At 55.6% G+C, this 16,072-nt stretch carries 16 protein-coding genes and 3 pseudogenes; 11 read left to right on the top strand and 8 right to left on the bottom strand.

Annotated features, from left to right (window positions below; all coding sequences use genetic code 11):
- Positions 1 to 3: 3 nt before the first annotated feature.
- Entirely contained in the window at positions 4 to 219 is a 216-nt protein-coding gene (locus ACODNG_RS15755) for a heavy-metal-associated domain-containing protein (protein ID WP_004048661.1), read from the bottom strand.
- 201 nt (positions 220 to 420) lie between these two features.
- Between ACODNG_RS15755 and ACODNG_RS15750 the strand changes: the two genes are divergently transcribed.
- A complete protein-coding gene (locus ACODNG_RS15750) occupies positions 421 to 945 on the top strand; it encodes an ArsR/SmtB family transcription factor (protein WP_434523288.1) in 525 nt (174 codons plus the stop codon).
- A gap of 29 nt (positions 946 to 974) precedes the next feature.
- Here the strand turns inward: ACODNG_RS15750 and ACODNG_RS15745 are convergent.
- Positions 975 to 2,443: pseudogene (locus ACODNG_RS15745) on the bottom strand (amidohydrolase family protein).
- Positions 2,444 to 2,771: 328 nt separating this feature from the next.
- Between ACODNG_RS15745 and ACODNG_RS15740 the strand changes: the two are divergent.
- From ACODNG_RS15740 to ACODNG_RS15705, 8 genes and pseudogenes are all read left to right on the top strand, one after another.
- Positions 2,772 to 4,159 (top strand): annotated as a pseudogene (locus tag ACODNG_RS15740) (permease).
- 125 nt (positions 4,160 to 4,284) lie between these two features.
- Positions 4,285 to 4,866 carry a helix-turn-helix transcriptional regulator gene (locus ACODNG_RS15735; RefSeq protein ID WP_004048657.1) on the top strand — a complete coding sequence of 194 codons (582 nt, stop codon included), beginning with the start codon at positions 4,285 to 4,287 and terminating at the stop codon, positions 4,864 to 4,866.
- 33 nt (positions 4,867 to 4,899) lie between these two features.
- Positions 4,900 to 5,376: a DUF7546 family protein gene (locus tag ACODNG_RS15730; RefSeq protein WP_434523287.1), complete on the top strand. Its 477-nt coding sequence runs from the start codon at positions 4,900 to 4,902 to the stop codon at positions 5,374 to 5,376.
- Positions 5,360 to 5,605, top strand: a complete 246-nt coding sequence (locus ACODNG_RS15725) for a DUF7546 family protein (protein WP_434523286.1) — start codon at positions 5,360 to 5,362, stop codon at positions 5,603 to 5,605. The genes ACODNG_RS15730 and ACODNG_RS15725 overlap by 17 nt, the downstream gene beginning before the upstream one ends.
- A gap of 272 nt (positions 5,606 to 5,877) precedes the next feature.
- Positions 5,878 to 6,195 carry a hypothetical protein gene (locus tag ACODNG_RS15720; protein ID WP_004048656.1) on the top strand — a complete coding sequence of 106 codons (318 nt, stop codon included), beginning with the start codon at positions 5,878 to 5,880 and terminating at the stop codon, positions 6,193 to 6,195.
- Positions 6,196 to 6,258: 63 nt separating this feature from the next.
- Entirely contained in the window at positions 6,259 to 6,606 is a 348-nt protein-coding gene (locus ACODNG_RS15715) for an SHOCT domain-containing protein (RefSeq protein ID WP_049986201.1), read from the top strand.
- Positions 6,607 to 6,705: 99 nt separating this feature from the next.
- On the top strand, positions 6,706 to 7,122 hold the full coding sequence (locus ACODNG_RS15710; RefSeq protein ID WP_004048654.1) for a DUF302 domain-containing protein: 417 nt from the start codon (positions 6,706 to 6,708) through the stop codon (positions 7,120 to 7,122).
- Between the two features lie 6 nt (positions 7,123 to 7,128).
- Complete coding sequence (locus tag ACODNG_RS15705; RefSeq protein WP_049983674.1) at positions 7,129 to 7,482, top strand: SHOCT domain-containing protein; 354 nt, start codon at positions 7,129 to 7,131, stop codon at positions 7,480 to 7,482.
- A 420-nt stretch (positions 7,483 to 7,902) separates the two neighbouring features.
- Here the strand turns inward: ACODNG_RS15705 and ACODNG_RS15700 are convergent.
- Positions 7,903 to 9,158, bottom strand: a pseudogene (locus tag ACODNG_RS15700) (RNA-guided endonuclease InsQ/TnpB family protein).
- Between the two features lie 257 nt (positions 9,159 to 9,415).
- On the opposite strand from ACODNG_RS15700, the gene ACODNG_RS15695 reads away from it, so the two are divergent.
- A complete protein-coding gene (locus ACODNG_RS15695) occupies positions 9,416 to 9,874 on the top strand; it encodes an SHOCT domain-containing protein (protein WP_434523285.1) in 459 nt (152 codons plus the stop codon).
- A gap of 135 nt (positions 9,875 to 10,009) precedes the next feature.
- Here the strand turns inward: ACODNG_RS15695 and ACODNG_RS15690 are convergent, their stop codons facing one another.
- The 3 genes from ACODNG_RS15690 to ACODNG_RS15680 are packed head-to-tail and all read right to left on the bottom strand — an operon-like array spanning position 10,010 to position 12,022.
- On the bottom strand, positions 10,010 to 10,762 hold the full coding sequence (locus ACODNG_RS15690; protein ID WP_049909288.1) for an ABC transporter permease: 753 nt from the start codon (positions 10,760 to 10,762) through the stop codon (positions 10,010 to 10,012).
- Positions 10,759 to 11,496, bottom strand: a complete 738-nt coding sequence (locus tag ACODNG_RS15685) for an ABC transporter permease (RefSeq protein ID WP_434523284.1) — start codon at positions 11,494 to 11,496, stop codon at positions 10,759 to 10,761. Before ACODNG_RS15685 ends, ACODNG_RS15690 begins: the two co-directional genes overlap by 4 nt.
- Complete coding sequence (locus tag ACODNG_RS15680) at positions 11,489 to 12,022, bottom strand: ATP-binding cassette domain-containing protein (RefSeq protein WP_434523283.1); 534 nt, start codon at positions 12,020 to 12,022, stop codon at positions 11,489 to 11,491. The genes ACODNG_RS15685 and ACODNG_RS15680 overlap by 8 nt, the downstream gene beginning before the upstream one ends.
- A 578-nt stretch (positions 12,023 to 12,600) precedes the next feature.
- On the opposite strand from ACODNG_RS15680, the gene ACODNG_RS15675 reads away from it, so the two are divergent.
- Positions 12,601 to 13,422: an IS5 family transposase gene (locus tag ACODNG_RS15675; RefSeq protein ID WP_434523282.1), complete on the top strand. Its 822-nt coding sequence runs from the start codon at positions 12,601 to 12,603 to the stop codon at positions 13,420 to 13,422.
- A gap of 209 nt (positions 13,423 to 13,631) precedes the next feature.
- Here ACODNG_RS15675 and ACODNG_RS15670 read toward each other — a convergent pair whose 3' ends face one another.
- Together ACODNG_RS15670 and ACODNG_RS15665 are read right to left on the bottom strand one after the other, a co-directional pair.
- Positions 13,632 to 14,588 carry a hypothetical protein gene (locus ACODNG_RS15670; RefSeq protein WP_379771222.1) on the bottom strand — a complete coding sequence of 319 codons (957 nt, stop codon included), beginning with the start codon at positions 14,586 to 14,588 and terminating at the stop codon, positions 13,632 to 13,634.
- Between the two features lie 807 nt (positions 14,589 to 15,395).
- Positions 15,396 to 15,767 carry a DUF411 domain-containing protein gene (locus tag ACODNG_RS15665; RefSeq protein WP_434523281.1) on the bottom strand — a complete coding sequence of 124 codons (372 nt, stop codon included), beginning with the start codon at positions 15,765 to 15,767 and terminating at the stop codon, positions 15,396 to 15,398.
- Between the last annotated feature and the right edge of the window lie 305 nt (positions 15,768 to 16,072).

Genomic DNA, 16,072 nt, shown 5'->3' with positions numbered 1-16,072 from the left:
GTGTTAGGCGGGCTGGGGAGTGTACCCCTGGTTTTCGATGGTCTCTGCGAAGGCGTCGGGGTCAGTGACGCTGTCGTCGTACTCGATCTCGACGCGGCCGGTCGCGTAGTGGACTTCGACGTGCTGGACGCCGTCGACGTTCGACAGGGCGCGTTCGACGGTACTCGCGCAGGTCGGGCAGTCGAAGTCGAGGACGCGGAATTGGGTTGTGTCGCTCATTACAGTTTGAGATAGTGCCCGTACCTCAATAAGTATTTTTTATATGATATGTTTGAATTCGGATACGAGTCGTTGGAACAGTCAAACGGGTCGTCTAGGGCTTTCGCTATCGCGGGTCCATCCTGTACTGGATACCTCGACAGACACCTACCCGACTCCTGCCCCGCTACCTTTTCCCGCGTGCTCGCGCTCAGTTCTCGTATGAGTGATTCCGATACCGACCACCGTCTCGACGACATCGCGGTGCGAGACACTCGGATTTCGGACGCCATCGACGAGCCGATGCGGGCGATGGTCCTCGACATTCTGTCCGAGGAAGCCCTAACTGCGACCGAGGTCCACGAACGCCTCGACGATCGCGGCATCGACCGGACGGAGAACACGGTCCGCCATCACATCAACGAGCTCCGGGATGCGGGCCTCGTCGACGTCGTTCGCTTCGAGGAGGGGCGTGGTGGGACGACGAAGTACTACCACGCGAACACGATCGTCCTCTCGTACTCACTACCAGATTCGGCCGACGCCGCCGTCGAGGAGATGATCGACGCTGCCCAGCCCCAGATCACGGACGCGCTCACTACGCTCACCGACGAGTACGACGACGCTATTGAGGAGATCGTCGAGGATATCCAGCCCTGCGAGCACTGCCAGACCCAGAAGTACGAGACGTACGTTCTTCTGACCGTCCTGCGACGTGCGTTCGTTCGCGCCCACAGAAATTCCTGAGGGGGAACCACCCCTACGCTGGCAGGGTCTTAGAAGGAGAACCGATCACGCGCGGATTCGCATCGCGAGGCGAGTCAGGAGTCGCGCAGGGCCACGCTTTGGGAGGTCCCGTACAGTCTCGATGCTGGTCGGCGGTTCACTACCACCAATGTCTAACTCCCAGCCTGTCTCGTCCATGAAGCGTTCGACAGCCTGATTTACTCGCTGTCGCACGTCGTCCGAGTCCATTGTCTCGGGCACACCATTCCGGAGGACGACGTCGCCGTCAACGATCACTGTCTCGACGTCGGCCGGCACCGCGTTGTTCACGACCTGTGCAGGAATATTGGTCCGTGGCGTGAACTTCGGTTTGTCGACGTCGAGGAGGATAATATCCGCGCGCTTTCCCGCTTCAATACTGCCGATCTCGTCGCCCATCCCCAGCGCGCGTGCGCCTTCAATAGTGAGCATTCGTATCAGTTCCATCGAGTCGAACTGCCCGGCTGAACGCTTGAGATTTGCCGCCAGCCGAGCTTGCCGCGCTTCACCGAACATGCTGTACGAGTCGTGCCAGTAGTGGTCGTCAATCCCTACTCCGACGTCGACGCCGGCGGCTCGAAGCTCGGGAACGGGCGTCCACTGCGTCTCCCCGTCCGGATTCCAGTAACAGAAGACGGACGGGCAGTGCGCAACAGCCGCGTCCGCCTCGGCGGTTCGCTGGATGTCCTCTTCGTCGGCGAGGCGGAAGTGAGCAGCGACCAGTCGGTCGTCCAGGAGTCCAACGTCGTCGAGCAATCCCACCGAGTCCTCGCCACCGTTCGCTCGTGCCATCGTGTTACTCTCCTCGAGTTCGAGCAAGTGCGTGTGGACGAGCAGGTCCGGGTACTCTGCGGCGAGGGACGCGGTCCGTTCCCACAGCTGCCTGGTACACGACCAGTCGTCGTGCGGGCAGATCGTCGCCCTGATTCGGCCCTCGTACGTGTCGTGGTACGTTTCGACGAACTCGCGAGCACGGGAGAACTGCTGATCGACTGGTTGGTCCCAGAAGAGGTCCGAGATCGCCGGGCCGAAAAATCCGCGGAGCCCTGCTTCCCCGAACGCCTCTGCACCTGCGGCAGGCCGTGCGTCCATCGAGTTCACGGTCGTGACACCGCCCAAGAGGAAATTGAGCGCTGCGAGCTCGACGCCTGCCTCGACGAGGTACTCGAATTCGCCGTTCCCTAATCTGTTAAACAAGGCCGTCCCACTCCCAAGCATCTCCGTCAGCTCGAGTTCGCTAAACGCACCGATGAGCGGTGTCATCTCCAAGTGCGTGTGGGCGTTCACCAACCCCGGCATCACCAGTTTCCCGTTCCCGTCGATAACGGTGGACGCTTCTAATTCTCCGTCTCCTGCAGCGTGATGGTCGGACTTCTTCGATACAGCCATCGGTGATCCATACTGTGCCGCGCTCGTACAGGCGGTTCCGCTCGTCGGCTGTGAGAACGAGTCCATCATGGATTGCCAGATCGACAGCCATCGTAAATTAGGAAGTGGATGTGACAGTTACCGTACTGGACAACCGAGCAGGCCGGCGAAGGCTGTTCTTCCAGGTGGTGTTCCCCTCATTTGGGATATCATCGGTCTCTACTGGTCCCATTAGCCTCTAATACGTCGGCGTGATTTAATCAGATTCCCCTTTTGAATCTGAAGTCGGATTCCGTGGAGCTTGTGGAGGTTTGCAATGTTTTCCCCTCTTCACGATAGATCATCTATGGCCGACGGTTACGATGCCATAGTACTGATACCCTCATAGGCAGTATATTCTAATCAAAACCGCAATAGATGATCCCTACAATGATACACCTATGCAGGCGACGATAATCGACGGAGTTCTTGAATCCCTTCGTATCGGTGTCGGATTTCTCTGGACGGCGGCGTGGGCGATCATCATGGGCCTCACGATTACGAGTCTGGTCCAGGTCTACGTCTCGAAGGAGCGGATGGCACAGGTGCTGGGTGAGGGCGATCTAACTGGACTTACCAAGGCGACTGTGTTCGGAGCAGCAAGCAGTGGCTGTAGTTTCGGCGCCGTCGCCATCGGGAAGGGCCTGTTCAAGAAGGGGCGCACGCGGTGAACTTCCTCGCGTTCATGTTCGCGTCGACGAACCTCATCGTCGAACTAGGGCTGATGATTCTCATCCTGCTTGGCTGGGAGTTCCTCGTCGCGGAACTGCTCGGCGGCCTGATTCTCATCGCCGTCATGGCCGCCATCGTCCACCTTACGCTTCCCGAAAACCTGTTTAACGAAGTCCGCGAGAAGCTCAACGAGCGCGACCGCCAGGCGGGCGTCACGGAAGATCCCACCTGCGGGATGGAGGGGAAAGACGAGTACACGCTCACGACCGACGGCGGTGAGACGCTCAAATTCTGCTCGGAGGGCTGTATGGAGACCTATCGCCAGGAGACGTCGAGTAGCGGCGGGTGGCGTGACGAGTTGCTGTCGTGGGGTGGCTGGTACAAGGTCGGGAATCAGTACCGCAAGGAGTGGTCGATGATCTGGAAAGACATCGTCGCCGGCTTCCTTATTTCTGGGTTCGTCATCGTCTTCGTCCCGCAGTGGGTGTGGAACACGCTGTTCATTCAGGGCGACGGCCTGCTCGTGACTGCCGAGAACGCCGTCATGGGCGTCATCATCGCCGTCCTCAGTTTCGTCGGCAGTATGGGCAACGTCCCGTTCGCCGTCGCGCTGTGGGGCGGTGGCGTCAGCTTCGCCGGGATCATCGCGTTCGTCTACGCCGACCTCATCACCGTGCCCGTGCTGAACGTCTACCGGAAGTACTACGGCTGGAAGATCATGCTGTACATCCTTGGCGTCTTCTTCGTGACGATGGCGTTCACTGGCTTCCTCATGGAGTTGCTGTTCGACGCCCTCGGCATCGTACCAGATCTGGCCGGTGGCGAGACGGCGACCGAACAGACGTACTTCGAGCTCAACTACACGTTCTACCTCAATATTATCGCCTTCGCGCTCTCCGGGTTCCTCCTGTATGTCTACCGACGTGGAATCGGCGCACCAGGTCAGTATCGTGATCCGGTGTGTGGCATGCGGACCGACGATGAGGGGCCGAGTGCGTCCAATGATGGGATGACGTACTATTTTTGCTCGAAGACCTGTAAGCGGGCATTCGAGGAAGAGCCCACGGAATTTGCTGATCAAAGCCCGCAGATAACAAACCACGATCACGATCACTGATAGATGTACTGTGGTTCATCCGCTGTGAAGCACTTCATCATCGCACCTTCAATCCGCAATTGTCACACCTGTCGCGCCAAAATTGATTGTATGAGCAGTCAGATATCGAAACAAGGGGATGTCATATGAACCAACGTCCAGCGGATACCGTCGTTGGTGTGCTCCTTGGGTTCGTCCTCTTGGCTGGCGGACTACTCAGTTGGCGGGCCTATCAACAGCGTCGCGCTATCGAGCAGTCGATGGGGCCGATGATGGACTCGTCTATGGGGGCGATTCACGGTCCAGATCCTCTCTGGTACGTGGTTGGAACCCTTCTGGTCGCAGGCAGTATCGGTGGCATCTATTACGTGGTTCGAGGGAATCTCATCGATTCGACAACCGACTCAGCGGATCACATCGACCCCGATCAGGTATCGGAGGCAACGCCTACATCGATAGACGATGACGCCTCGCCGGCGACGCCTATCAATCCTGAATCGGATCCGCAAGCGCGCGTTCTCGATCTCTTACCGGATGATGAACGACGCGTCCTTGAACCCGTCCTGAACTCGCCTGGAATCACGCAGATCGAACTTCGGGATCGATCTGAGTTCTCAAAGAGTAAAGTGAGCCAGACCGTGAGTTCACTCGAGGAGCGCGGGCTGCTGTATCGGGAACGACAGGGTCGAACCTACCGCGTGTATCCGAGTGATGACCTGCAGAACTAACAGACGTAGAAATTCATACTAACACTACCCATCATGTCACAAGCAACACTCGAAACTGATCGCATTAGCCGGGTTCTCAAGTCAAGCACGTGGCTCAATCTCCTCCTCGCCGCACAGTTGATCGCCGGGTTGGTGTACGCATATTTCACAGGAGATATGGGGAGCCGGTGGACCCATTTCGTCCTTCCATTTATTTGGTTCACCGCCTCAGTCTGGGTGATCTGGCACACTCGACCTGTAACGAAACGTCGAGTGTATCGTATTGGTGCCGCACTTGTCGTTGCTCTATATCTCATCGTGATGTTTTATTTTTCAGGATTACTTGGACCGAGCACCTCTCATTTCGGGCAGCTCACTGGACCAAGCGGCTTCGGAATAACGTGGGGTCGATCTTTGGGATGGAGTCCGGTCTTCGTCTATACAGGTGACCTGATCACGGTCTCGCTCATTCCTTACCAAGCGGTTGGCCTGTTCGCGCTGGCGTATCTCGTCTATGATGCGATTGCTTGATTTCTCGCAGTCGGCAGTCGGAGGAATAGTCGGGATTGTGGCGTGCCCTGCCTGCGTTAGCCCGTTGTTTGCCGTACTACTTGCAGGCGGACTGAGTGGTTCTTCAACGATGTTATTGCTTGGTGCGTATGGCTACGAAATTGCGACCGTTCTGTTCCTCATGACAATTGGAATCCTCTACCATCGTCAGGCACTCACGAGGCAGTATCACCAGTTCCGAGGGAACTGATCCATCTCGTTCGTGGTCAGCAATACCCGAGCCTCCCTCGCCGCCTGAACCGTGGTTATTGTCTGGATCGCCGCAATGAGGTGAACAGTCTCGACGGATCCCCTTTGCTCTCACCATTCCTCTGATCCTTTCGAATTCGGCAGGTATGAACGATCCCGTCAGTAGAAAACGTTTAGATGGCGTTATAGACGTTCTTGAACGCTCTCCTGTTTGAGTTCACTCCCACGAAGATAACTCCGAACCCACCGTATGACTACTTGAGGCGAAAAACAATGACCAACCGAAACCTCGGACGATGGCTGCTCGTGGTGCTCGCGATTGTCGGACTCGCGTTTGCCGCCCCGGTAGTTAGCGCACACGGTGACGAACCGATCCAGGGGAACGAGACGGCAGCTGAAGGGACGCCAGCCGATGGTAGTGCAGCAGACTGGGCGGCCTGGATGGAAGGTCACATGACCGACTACATGGGCCCGAATGCCGTTGACGAGATGGAAGCGCACATGGGCGTGACCGTCGACGAGATGGCCCAAGATATGGCGGACGACAATCACACCGCGACGGGGATGAACGGACAGGGGTACGGCTGCTAACGATCCCTGTTCGGATCCTCGTCTGACACGATAGATATTCGACTTACTGACTCAACGATCACAATGACACACTACACCAACACTCTCGGGCGGACGACTCGTCGAATCGCAATACTAGCGGTTCCGCTGTTGATTGTAGCAACGGGCACCGCAGCGGCTCACGGTGGTGGAGGCTACGGCGGCGGTATGATGGGTAGCGGCGGTTGGGGGGTCTTCAGCGGTGGAATGGGCCTCTGGAGCTTCCTTTGGATGGGGCTCCTAATCGTCGTCCCGCTCTATCTCGTCTACTCACTCCTCAACAGAGATTCTGAGAGGAGTGATAGTCGGCCGCTTTCGGTTCTTCGTGAGCGTTACGCTCGCGGTGAACTCTCCGATGAAGAGTTCGAACGTCGACGAAAGCAACTCGAGTAGTGCCCATGACCGAAATAGAAGGAGCATCGTCGAGAAAAAATTCTCGTCTGCCAGTTGGGGCGACGGGAGCTTAAGTGCGTAAACAGGATACAGTATTACATGAGTTACACAATACAAACCAAGATTGATGGAGAGTTCGACGATGTCGTCGACGCAACGAATGCCGCGCTCAAAGACGAGGGATTCGGTGTTCTCTGTGACATCGACATTCAGGCGACGCTCAAGGAGAAACTCGGTGAGGAGTTCCGCCAGTATCGCATCCTCGGTGCGTGCAATCCTCCGCTGGCATACGAAGGGTTGAGTGTAGAAACTGAACTCGGTGCGCTCTTGCCCTGTAACGTCATCGTCTACGAGAACGATGACGGCGTCATCGTGGTGAGTGCGGTCGACCCGGAACAGTTAGTCGGGATCGCTGATAACGACGCGCTTGACTCCGTCGCGACCGAGGTCAGCGAACGATTCGACCGCGTACTGGCAGCCGTAACTGACGAGTTCGGATCCGCATCGGAGGCCTGATCTCTGATGGCATCATCGGATCAACTGGATACGACGACGATACTGCTCATCGTCCTCGGAGCGTTCATCCTCCTTCCCTTGCTCACAATGGGTATGGGGTTCGGTGGGATGATGGGATACGGAGGAATGATGGGCCAGTACGGTACCACAGGTGGTTGGTGGCCCCTCATCGGGATGCTCGTCCCGGTCATCTTCCTCCTTGCGCTTCTGGGCGGTGGATATCTCATCTTCCGGCGGATGAGCGAGACACAGACGTCTCATAATCCCGCGATGGAAGAGTTACGTCTGGCGTACGCTCGTGGCGATCTCACGGACGAAGAGTTCGAAGCCCGACGAGAAAAGCTCGAACAATCAGAGTGACCACTACCCAAACCGCGTTTCACCCGTTTGAACACCTGCGGATCGACTCGAGGGTATCGAAACCAACCGTTCGGCAGCATCGTTCCGTTACATCGAAATGGTGTGCTCGATTCAGCATATGGTTATGAGTAGTAATGGGAACAAGCGACAAGTTCGGAGTGAGTCACGTCCGAAGTCTTCGCACCAGTATCGCGCGTAGCTACCCCCTGACGAATGATACAGACCACATGACACATCACAGCCGACGTCAATTCTTAGGCATTGTCGGTGCCAGCGCAGTCGCCAGCACCGGCTTTGCTCAGTCAGCGAACGCACAGGAGACGCCCATCGTGGAGATGGGAAACAATTACTTCGACCCAATCGGTCTACGTGTTGATCCCGGGACAACCGTTCAATGTCAACAACCCCACCCTACTTCGCTCACCCTGACGGGTTCGCTCGTTGAGGGAGGGGCTTGTCCGTGAACTCAGCCTCAAACCCGTCCGGGTGGGCGGTGAATCCGCCACTTGGCGTCACCGTTCCAGACTTTAGGGCGAGTTGACTGTCGCCCGTCCGCCGAGGCGACTGTTGGCCTCGACGGACATACCGCATCCCGATGTTCTTCGCCGCATTGTAATCCGCATTCGCTTCCGATTCGCACTTCACACACCGGAAGTCCGTGCGAGTTTGGCGATTCTCGTCTGCCGTGAATCCACACTCGGCGCACCGTTGCGACGTGTACGCCGACCCCACTTGCTTCACAGAGATGCCGACTGCTTCGGCTTTGTACTCCACTTGCTCGTACAGCGTTCGGAACGCCCACTTGTGCCCCCACGACGCATCCGTTCGGTCGCGGATGTCGGTCAAGTCCTCGAACGCGATCACGTCGCACTCGTATCGAAGTGCTTCATCCACAATCGCGTTCGACGCTTGGTGAACCACGTCACGAACGTATCGTAGTTCGCGTCCACTTGATTGTTCGAGCGTTCTGTGGGCGCTTCGCGTGCCTGTCTGTTGGAGTCCCGCACGGACTTTCTCGAACTCGCGGAGGTTGTGTGAGAGTTCGCGCCCATTGATGAATCGTGCTGTGCTGGTGACGGCGAGGTTTTCAATACCGAGGTCGACCCCGAGAACCGTTCCGTCCTCGGCGGTGTCTCGCTCAGTGTCGGTCTTGGGTCGGCGGAAGCCGATGTCAAAAAGTAGTCGCCGTCACGAGCGGTGAGTGTGCTTTCCGTGACGCTCCAGTGGTCGGCGTCGAGGTACTGCCGTTGGTAGCCATCCTCGGCTTCAGGGAGGGCAAGTTCACATCGGACGCGACTCTCCGTCGTGGAGAGTGACACTGTATCGTCATCGAACAGCGTCATCGTTCGAGTGTCGTACGTTACCGTGGGTGCGGTGAACGTGGGCTTGCTGACCTGCTTGCCGTTCGAGCGGCGTTCGAGACAGCCAGTGATGGCTTGGGCGGCTTGGTGGGTGGCGAGAATCGCGTGCTGACTACCGAGGTCGGTTTCCTCGCGCACGTCGTCGTAGGCGAGGGGTTGTACGTCGCTCTTGGCGTTACACTTCCCCCACGCCATGTCCGTGGCGAGTTGGCACCCACGCTTCCACTCGGAGATGGTTTCCTCAAGCAACTCGCGTTGCTCAGCGTCTACCGAGAGACGAGTGATTGCCGTCCGACGCACGTAGTCGTCTGCCACAGTTTCAATGTGTATGAGTGGCTATTTATAAGCTGGTGTTTGTGACAGATACGAACGCGCTCCTCCCCTCCCTACTCGCCTCCCTTCGGTCGCTCCTTGAGGAAGGGGACTCCGCGCTACCGCTTCAGTTGAACTCGCAGCGGGGGCACATTCCGCTACGGCGTACTCTGATCGTATTCCGGAGGGCGCTTCCGCCTTCGATAGTGGGACGATCTCAGACGGGAGCTTCGAATATACGTTCGAAACGCCAGGGACGTATGATTACTACTCGCATCCCGCACAAGTCGATTGGGATGGTCGGACGGATCGTAGTTGGCAGTCCTGGCGGACCGGCAGAGGAGGATTCAATCCCGGATGGAGAGGTCCCATCGAGTGAGGCGATTGTTGACCAGGGTACAGTCGCCTACGGCTCAAGCAGCGATGGAAGCGGGAATACTGGTGGTGGAATGATGGGACGAGGTGGTTCTGGAATGATGAGTGGCCGCAACGGAGGTGGAGTTGGAGGGCTACCAGCTGTTGGTGGCGTACTCGGAATGCTGGGCGTTCTCGGTGGCGGGCTCTACTGGCTTGGAAACCAAAAATCTCCTCAATCGACTACCGACGACTCAGCCAGAAAAACGCTCCAGAACCGCTATGCCAGGGGCGAAATTGACGAGGAGGAGTATAGACGTCGCCGTGAGCGATTAGATGCTACTGATGAGGACATCTCCAACTGATTGCCACCGTGAGAGGGTGAACTCACCGGGGTCAAGTGATTCGGGGATTAGAGAATACCGCCCTCACCGATACCTTTGATTTCAGAACGATCCCGTGACTTGTTTTGTTCCATTTATGACTGATTTCTCTTGTGATCAACTCGCCTGTGTGGCTCGGTAGTAAACACCAATTGCGAGCACGGCTACGAGGAGAAGATATCCAGTAGCCCACACCAACGAGAGAGCCGTATCTACGTCGGTTGTGAGTCCGGTATCGACCATTACACGGACTGGCCAATAGCCCGGAAAGAGTTTCATCCACCAATCAGGTTCAGATTGAATAAACAGCGGATCCTGAAACAGTCCGATATCGAGCATCGGGAGAATCAGCATCAGCCACATCCCGGCTAGGCGGTTGAAGACGGCCCCGACGAGCATCCCGATGAGACCATACGTGACCGAGACGACGAGCATCGCTGCGACGAACCACCAGAGATACTCGGGCTGGAAATCGACGAGCATCACACCAACTGAGACACCGGTGACGATGAGAGTAATTGCTGCGAGAACCCCAAACCGGGCAGCGATTACCTGCCATGCACGATAGCCAGCGACTGCCAGACGACCGTCCGTGTCTTTGGCTTCTCGCATCAGGAACAACCCGGCGAGTCCGGCGATGAGAGCACTCGTAATCGGCGTCATGATCACGCCGTGGACCTCAGGCATCCCCCGCATGACCGTCGCCGTCTCACCGTCGACGAGCGTCCGAACCGGCATCTCGACGTCCTGGGTGACTGCGAACGCCAACGTGATGAACGAGACCGGTAGGACGACCAGTAGAGCGACGAGGACGTAGTTACGCGCCTGTTCTTTGATGCCGATCGAGAACGCCGTTGTCGTACGGTTCATGCGGACCACCCACCACTGGTGCGCATCGTCACTCCGAACACTACGGTGACGAGCACGAGCAAGACGAGCAGGTATCCGGCAACGAAGCCGAGGTCGCCCGTCGTATATGTACCTTGGAACATCGCCTCCTGAAGGAGTTCCTTCGGATGATAGAGCGGGAAGTATTCCACGAACTCAGGAATGTCAGCAGCCAGCGGGCTGTCGCCACTGAGGAACGCGTCCATCATCGCGAGGAACACCACGACGAGCGAGCCTTCGAACAGTCGCGGAAGGAGCGCCCCGACGAGTGCGCCAAGAAACGCATAGACGAGGCCGGCGAGGACGAGGAATACGAACGTCAGGACAGGGGCTTCCGGTGAAATCGTCAGCCAGAGCACGCCGTAGTTCACGGCAGCCACGACGACCGTGACCCCTCCGAGCGTCGCTAATCGAGTCGCAAGCAGTGTTCGGGGTGGATAGCCTGTCTGAACGAGTCGTCGATCGGCTCCACGCGCACTAATCATCTGGGCGAGTCCCATCAGGCCGGCGATGATGGCGACACCGAATATCGCTCCGAGGAGGCGACCCAGATCGATCGGAATCGCCTCAACTGTCGGCATAGTTGGCAACCCCGCCATCGCTTGTCCCCAGCCTTCGATAACGACAACCGGAAGGAGGAGTGCTAAGACGACATTCAGGGGGGTCCTGAGGAAGGTGGAGACGTTCGTCCGGATCCCCGTTTGAATTCTATTCATCGGCCTTTCTCCTCCGTTCACCGGTCGTCGCTTCGGTCTCACTTTCCCGCTCAGTCACGTCGTAGACGTGTCCATCACGAACCTCGTAGATACGGTCGAGACGGCTCTGCTCCTCGATCAAGTGTGAAATCATTACGACAGCTGTTCCGTCGGCAGCAAGTTCGTCGGCGAGGTCCCAGAAGGTGAGATATGTCTCCCAGTCGAACCCGGTGTAGGGCTCGTCTAGCATGAGGACGTCCGGATCATACATTAGGGCGATACTGAGATTGATTTTTTGTCGGTTTCCACCGCTGAGTTGGTCGATTCGATAGTCAAGGTACTGCTCGAAATCGAGTTTCGATGCGAATCGGCGTTTGGCCTCGTCGATTTCTTCGGCGGTCATTCCGTATCCGGAACCGAACAGGCGGAACGTCTCTGTGACCGTCAGGCGGTCGTAAAGCAGTGGTTCTTGTGGACACCAGCCAACCGTCCCTGTTCGTTCAACTGCTCCGGAATCCTGCTTGAGGACGCCGACGAGGATGTTCATAAGCGTGGATTTCCCCGAACCGTTCCCCCGACGATTCCGACGATTTCTCCTGCTCGGATTTCCAGATAGGCACCGGTGAGGACGGGAACCGATCGTGTAAATGGGAGGTTTGACCCGTACGTTTTTTCAATCTCATCAGCACGGACGAGTACCTCGCTGGTGGTAGCCTCTGTCGTGGAGGTTGTGGGCGCTTCCATAGATGAATACACACGCTCCTCATTTACTGCGATTACTGTTTCAAATCTAAACTATCAGTAGCAACCCCGTGAATAATCAGAGATTCGCATACAGAGCTGACGCTGGACTCAACGTGTTAGATACCTCTTGATTTTCTGAATACTGTCTCCTATAAGCTGTTTCACAGTTTACACGGGAAAGCTTCTGAATTGGATCACCAACAAGCCAGAACGCGATACAAACCCGCTTCAAGACAGCTGTTGAAGTTTCGCGTTGAAAAAGATGAGACGCGCGAAGGTGTATCCGAACCCATAGAGAAGCCGTCTGAACATCAGTTCGCAGATCTTACGGCTCTGTTGAAATCCTCAGAGAGTTACATGTTCGGCCTGTAATTCGACGAGATGAAGGCCCTCCCGAAGTCGCAGATTCTCCGGTTTACTGAGAAGGCGATCCATCTGGCCCGCCGAGCCGTTTCTCGATACTCCTCGAAATTCTCTAAACACCGCTATACACTCCCGCAGCACGTTGTTCTGCTATGTCTCAAAGTTCGGAAAAACACGACTTATCGTGGCCTTCTTGACGAACTGATCGAGATGCCACGTATCCGTCGCGCTCTTGGATTAGCTGAACTTCCTACACCTTCAACGCTCTGTAAGGCGTTCAATCGGCTTGATATGGCTGTGTGGCGTGTCATACTGGGTCTCTCAACGGCGCTCCTTCCGACGAGTGGCGTCGTTGGAGTTGATGCGTCAGGGTTCGACCGCAGTCACGCCTCGAAACATTACACGAAACGCGCCGAACTCACGATTCAGCAGCTCAAAGTGACGCTGTTGGTCGATGCGAAGGTGAACGCAGTCATCGACCTACATGTGACCACGACACGAAAACACGACAGCCAGATCGCGCCCTCTTTGATTAAGCGCAATCCCGAGGAAATTGATGTTCTGCTCGGTGACAAAGGCTACGACGACCAGAAAATCAGGCGACTCGCCCATGAATACGAGGCTCGCCCTCTGATCAAGCACCGTGAGTTCACACCAATTCATAAGGCATGGAACGCGCGCTTAGATGCTGAACTCTACGGACAGCGGAGTCAATCCGAGACCGTCAACTCTACGCTCAAGCGGAAGTACGGTCGATTCGTCCGATCACGACGATGGTGGAAACAGTTCCGTGAACTCGCCATCGCCTGTCTCGTTCATAATCTCGACCGGTCGCTCTGAGCGGTCTATACAGGGTGTACAATTACCAACACCGCCACAGACTCAATTGAATTGTCTTATCAACCGGGTGTTTCAGGCAAGTACCTCTGTGAAGAAGGGAATTTCAACAGAGCCTCGAAGATGATTGGTTTTCGGAGACAGTCCATTTTGAGAGCGCTACGAGACTTTCTGTAAAACAAGTCAAATTCTTGGTTCAATCCAACCTCGGTTCACGATTTCGAATCTTCACTCCTGTCGTCCTCTACGTGTAACTCGGTCCAGTGGTTCGTTCCGTCGTATTCGACAAAATATAGACCAGAGATTGTCGTTTCGGATCCAGTATCTTCTGGTCTGAATTTCTCCTCGTCTGAAAAGTATTTTACAAGTTCATTAAAAGTATCTGGAATCGATTCATCTGGCAATATTTTGTACCCATGTTCATCCGAGATCGCCTCGGACACGATGCGCTCTTGAGCTTCCGGGAGGCTTGAAAGCTGGAATTCGTGTTCGCGTCGAATCTCTCCCCCGTATTCGCTCGCAGATTCGTGAACCGTGTGAGCACGATACGTATACTTGTTCATCGCTGTTTCAGACTGACTTTCGATAATAAACCGGCCCTGAATGCCGGACTCCCACACGATTACGGGGTAATCAGGCTCCGGAACCAACATGGAATCTGAGACTTCGTCTTCCAAGTAGACAAACGGAGCTCCTCCGACTTCGAACACGTCCGGGTCGTCCCACCCGTACTCTTCGAGGGCCTGTTTGTCAACGGGTGGGAGGTCATCGTATGCGATCGTCTCAGCGTCCGTGTCATCCACCTCTTCAAGAGTGATCCGAAAGACTACCGCAGGCTGGGAGTCAATGACCTCAGCTGTGAATTCATACAGTGTATCATCGTAGACGAACCGTCTATCGGGTGGGAATGGTTCGTCCGTTCCTCGGACTGTCTTCGAACCATTTTCGATGACCTCCGCCGCGAATTTCCGTTGTGGCTCATCGAGCGAGTACGTGAGCCTTCGGGCGATCTCTTTGTCCGTCACCGGAATCATCTCCAAACTCGCTATTGGTTCCACCCCCGGATCACCGTTAGAGCGCGGGTTGGGAGTTTCCTCAAACTGGATACACCCAGCGAGGGCAAGGACTAAACCGTTGCCAACGACGGCGATCGATGCCCTTCGATCCATACTTGAAAAAAGATGTTGTATCAAAAATACCTTTGGGAGGCTTAAACATCTGTTTTTGGTGCGTAGCGCGCCAATAGAGCCGTAGATTCATTTATGAATATCGAAAGCGCCAGCCACCGATCTGCCGCGTATCAGCCCCCGGTAGACAAAACGACACCGTCCGGTTACCAGATCAGGATAGACCCGAAAGATGTTATTATGAATTTGTAGCTCTGTTGAAATCCTATTATTCAGACATATTCTCGCCTGAAACAGCCGGTCGATGAAAACTGCGGACTAATCAGTGTGGCATCTCGCGTTATCAATTGGACACTCAGCGTTATGCGCGTAAAATGATGTTCTCTGGTCGTGTACTGCAGCTATGACACCGACACAGCCGTCTCGGTCCTCTGTATTGAAGCTATTCCACTCTCCATCTTCATGACGGGCCATGACTGTTAACGGTACATCTGGCCACACACACTCGATGATAACCCATTCCGGGTCTACCGTCAGCTCACGAGTCTCCGTATGAACTACTTCATCCGTATCAGTCCGCTCTATCCGTAACTCTACTGGCACCGTAGTAGACCCCGTGTTTACGAAACTGAGGTCTTGTATCGTCGCATATCCCTCACTGCCAGTAGAGGAACAACCCGCCAGAAGCCAGATTCCCCCACCCACAGCACCACGAAGAAGCTGCCGACGATTCATGACTAAATTCTCCCACAGCTCCGGTAAGTGTTTTCCCTGTACTGACCGCGACTGGGTGAGAATATATCACTTACTGAGGATTTCAACAGAGCCAGATCTACTGTATCTCTGAATCTATACCTCAGTGTACTCAGCTCCGGCTTTATCGCCGTCAATAGCGTATATGCTTAACGAGCCATCTTTCTCTCCACCCATCCCCGGTGTCCCAGATGGCATACCAGGGAGTGCAACTCCATCTATCGGTGGGTTTTCATCGAGAAGCCGGGCGATTACTTCGACCGGGACGTGTCCTTCTACGACGTAATCTGTGAGGACGAGTGTGTGACAGCTCTGGAGGTCTTCGGGGATCCCATATTCCTGCTTTACTGCTTGGATATCATCCGGTACGGTCTCTGAGAGGTCACCAGTGATATTCTCACGAAGATATGATCGATACTGCTCGCAACAGCTACATCCTGGTGAGTTAAATTGTTGTGCTGATGCCACTGCTACTGGGTCATCAATATCCCATGAGTTCGTGCTTGAGCCACCTAGACAGCCTGTAAGACCTAGTATTCCGATTGTACCACTATGTTGAAGCACCCGACGACGATTCCACGGTTGCGGCATTATTAGACGATACAACAGTAGTTCCCATACGCTTTACCCCTGTTACTAATAACCCGGAATGTGATCACAGTCGCCTTCGGTAGGATTGTCTATTCTAGGACACGCCGGTCCCACACTCCACTCTGTTTTCTTTCGAAACGGGAGTGATCCAGCAAGGCTACGCGCGGTGAACGCCTCAATCC

It is taken from the genome of Halorubrum sp. AS12 (assembly GCF_051122765.1).
GTDB lineage: Archaea > Halobacteriota > Halobacteria > Halobacteriales > Haloferacaceae > Halorubrum > Halorubrum trapanicum.
Note: the sequence above shows the minus strand (reverse complement) of the source record. Positions and strands in the feature narration are given on the sequence as shown.

Excerpts from the sequence above, each read along its gene's own strand:
- ACODNG_RS15755 (WP_004048661.1), bottom strand. The coding sequence starts at position 219 with ATGAGCGACACAACCCAATTCCGCGTCCTCGACTTCGACTGCCCGACC.
- ACODNG_RS15750 (WP_434523288.1), top strand. The coding sequence starts at position 421 with ATGAGTGATTCCGATACCGACCACCGTCTCGACGACATCGCGGTGCGA.
- ACODNG_RS15735 (WP_004048657.1), top strand. The coding sequence starts at position 4,285 with ATGAACCAACGTCCAGCGGATACCGTCGTTGGTGTGCTCCTTGGGTTC.
- ACODNG_RS15730 (WP_434523287.1), top strand. The coding sequence starts at position 4,900 with ATGTCACAAGCAACACTCGAAACTGATCGCATTAGCCGGGTTCTCAAG.
- ACODNG_RS15725 (WP_434523286.1), top strand. The coding sequence starts at position 5,360 with ATGATGCGATTGCTTGATTTCTCGCAGTCGGCAGTCGGAGGAATAGTC.
- ACODNG_RS15720 (WP_004048656.1), top strand. The coding sequence starts at position 5,878 with ATGACCAACCGAAACCTCGGACGATGGCTGCTCGTGGTGCTCGCGATT.
- ACODNG_RS15715 (WP_049986201.1), top strand. The coding sequence starts at position 6,259 with ATGACACACTACACCAACACTCTCGGGCGGACGACTCGTCGAATCGCA.
- ACODNG_RS15710 (WP_004048654.1), top strand. The coding sequence starts at position 6,706 with ATGAGTTACACAATACAAACCAAGATTGATGGAGAGTTCGACGATGTC.
- ACODNG_RS15705 (WP_049983674.1), top strand. The coding sequence starts at position 7,129 with ATGGCATCATCGGATCAACTGGATACGACGACGATACTGCTCATCGTC.
- ACODNG_RS15695 (WP_434523285.1), top strand. The coding sequence starts at position 9,416 with ATGATTACTACTCGCATCCCGCACAAGTCGATTGGGATGGTCGGACGG.
- ACODNG_RS15690 (WP_049909288.1), bottom strand. The coding sequence starts at position 10,762 with ATGAACCGTACGACAACGGCGTTCTCGATCGGCATCAAAGAACAGGCG.
- ACODNG_RS15685 (WP_434523284.1), bottom strand. The coding sequence starts at position 11,496 with ATGAATAGAATTCAAACGGGGATCCGGACGAACGTCTCCACCTTCCTC.
- ACODNG_RS15680 (WP_434523283.1), bottom strand. The coding sequence starts at position 12,022 with ATGAACATCCTCGTCGGCGTCCTCAAGCAGGATTCCGGAGCAGTTGAA.
- ACODNG_RS15675 (WP_434523282.1), top strand. The coding sequence starts at position 12,601 with ATGAAGGCCCTCCCGAAGTCGCAGATTCTCCGGTTTACTGAGAAGGCG.
- ACODNG_RS15670 (WP_379771222.1), bottom strand. The coding sequence starts at position 14,588 with ATGGATCGAAGGGCATCGATCGCCGTCGTTGGCAACGGTTTAGTCCTT.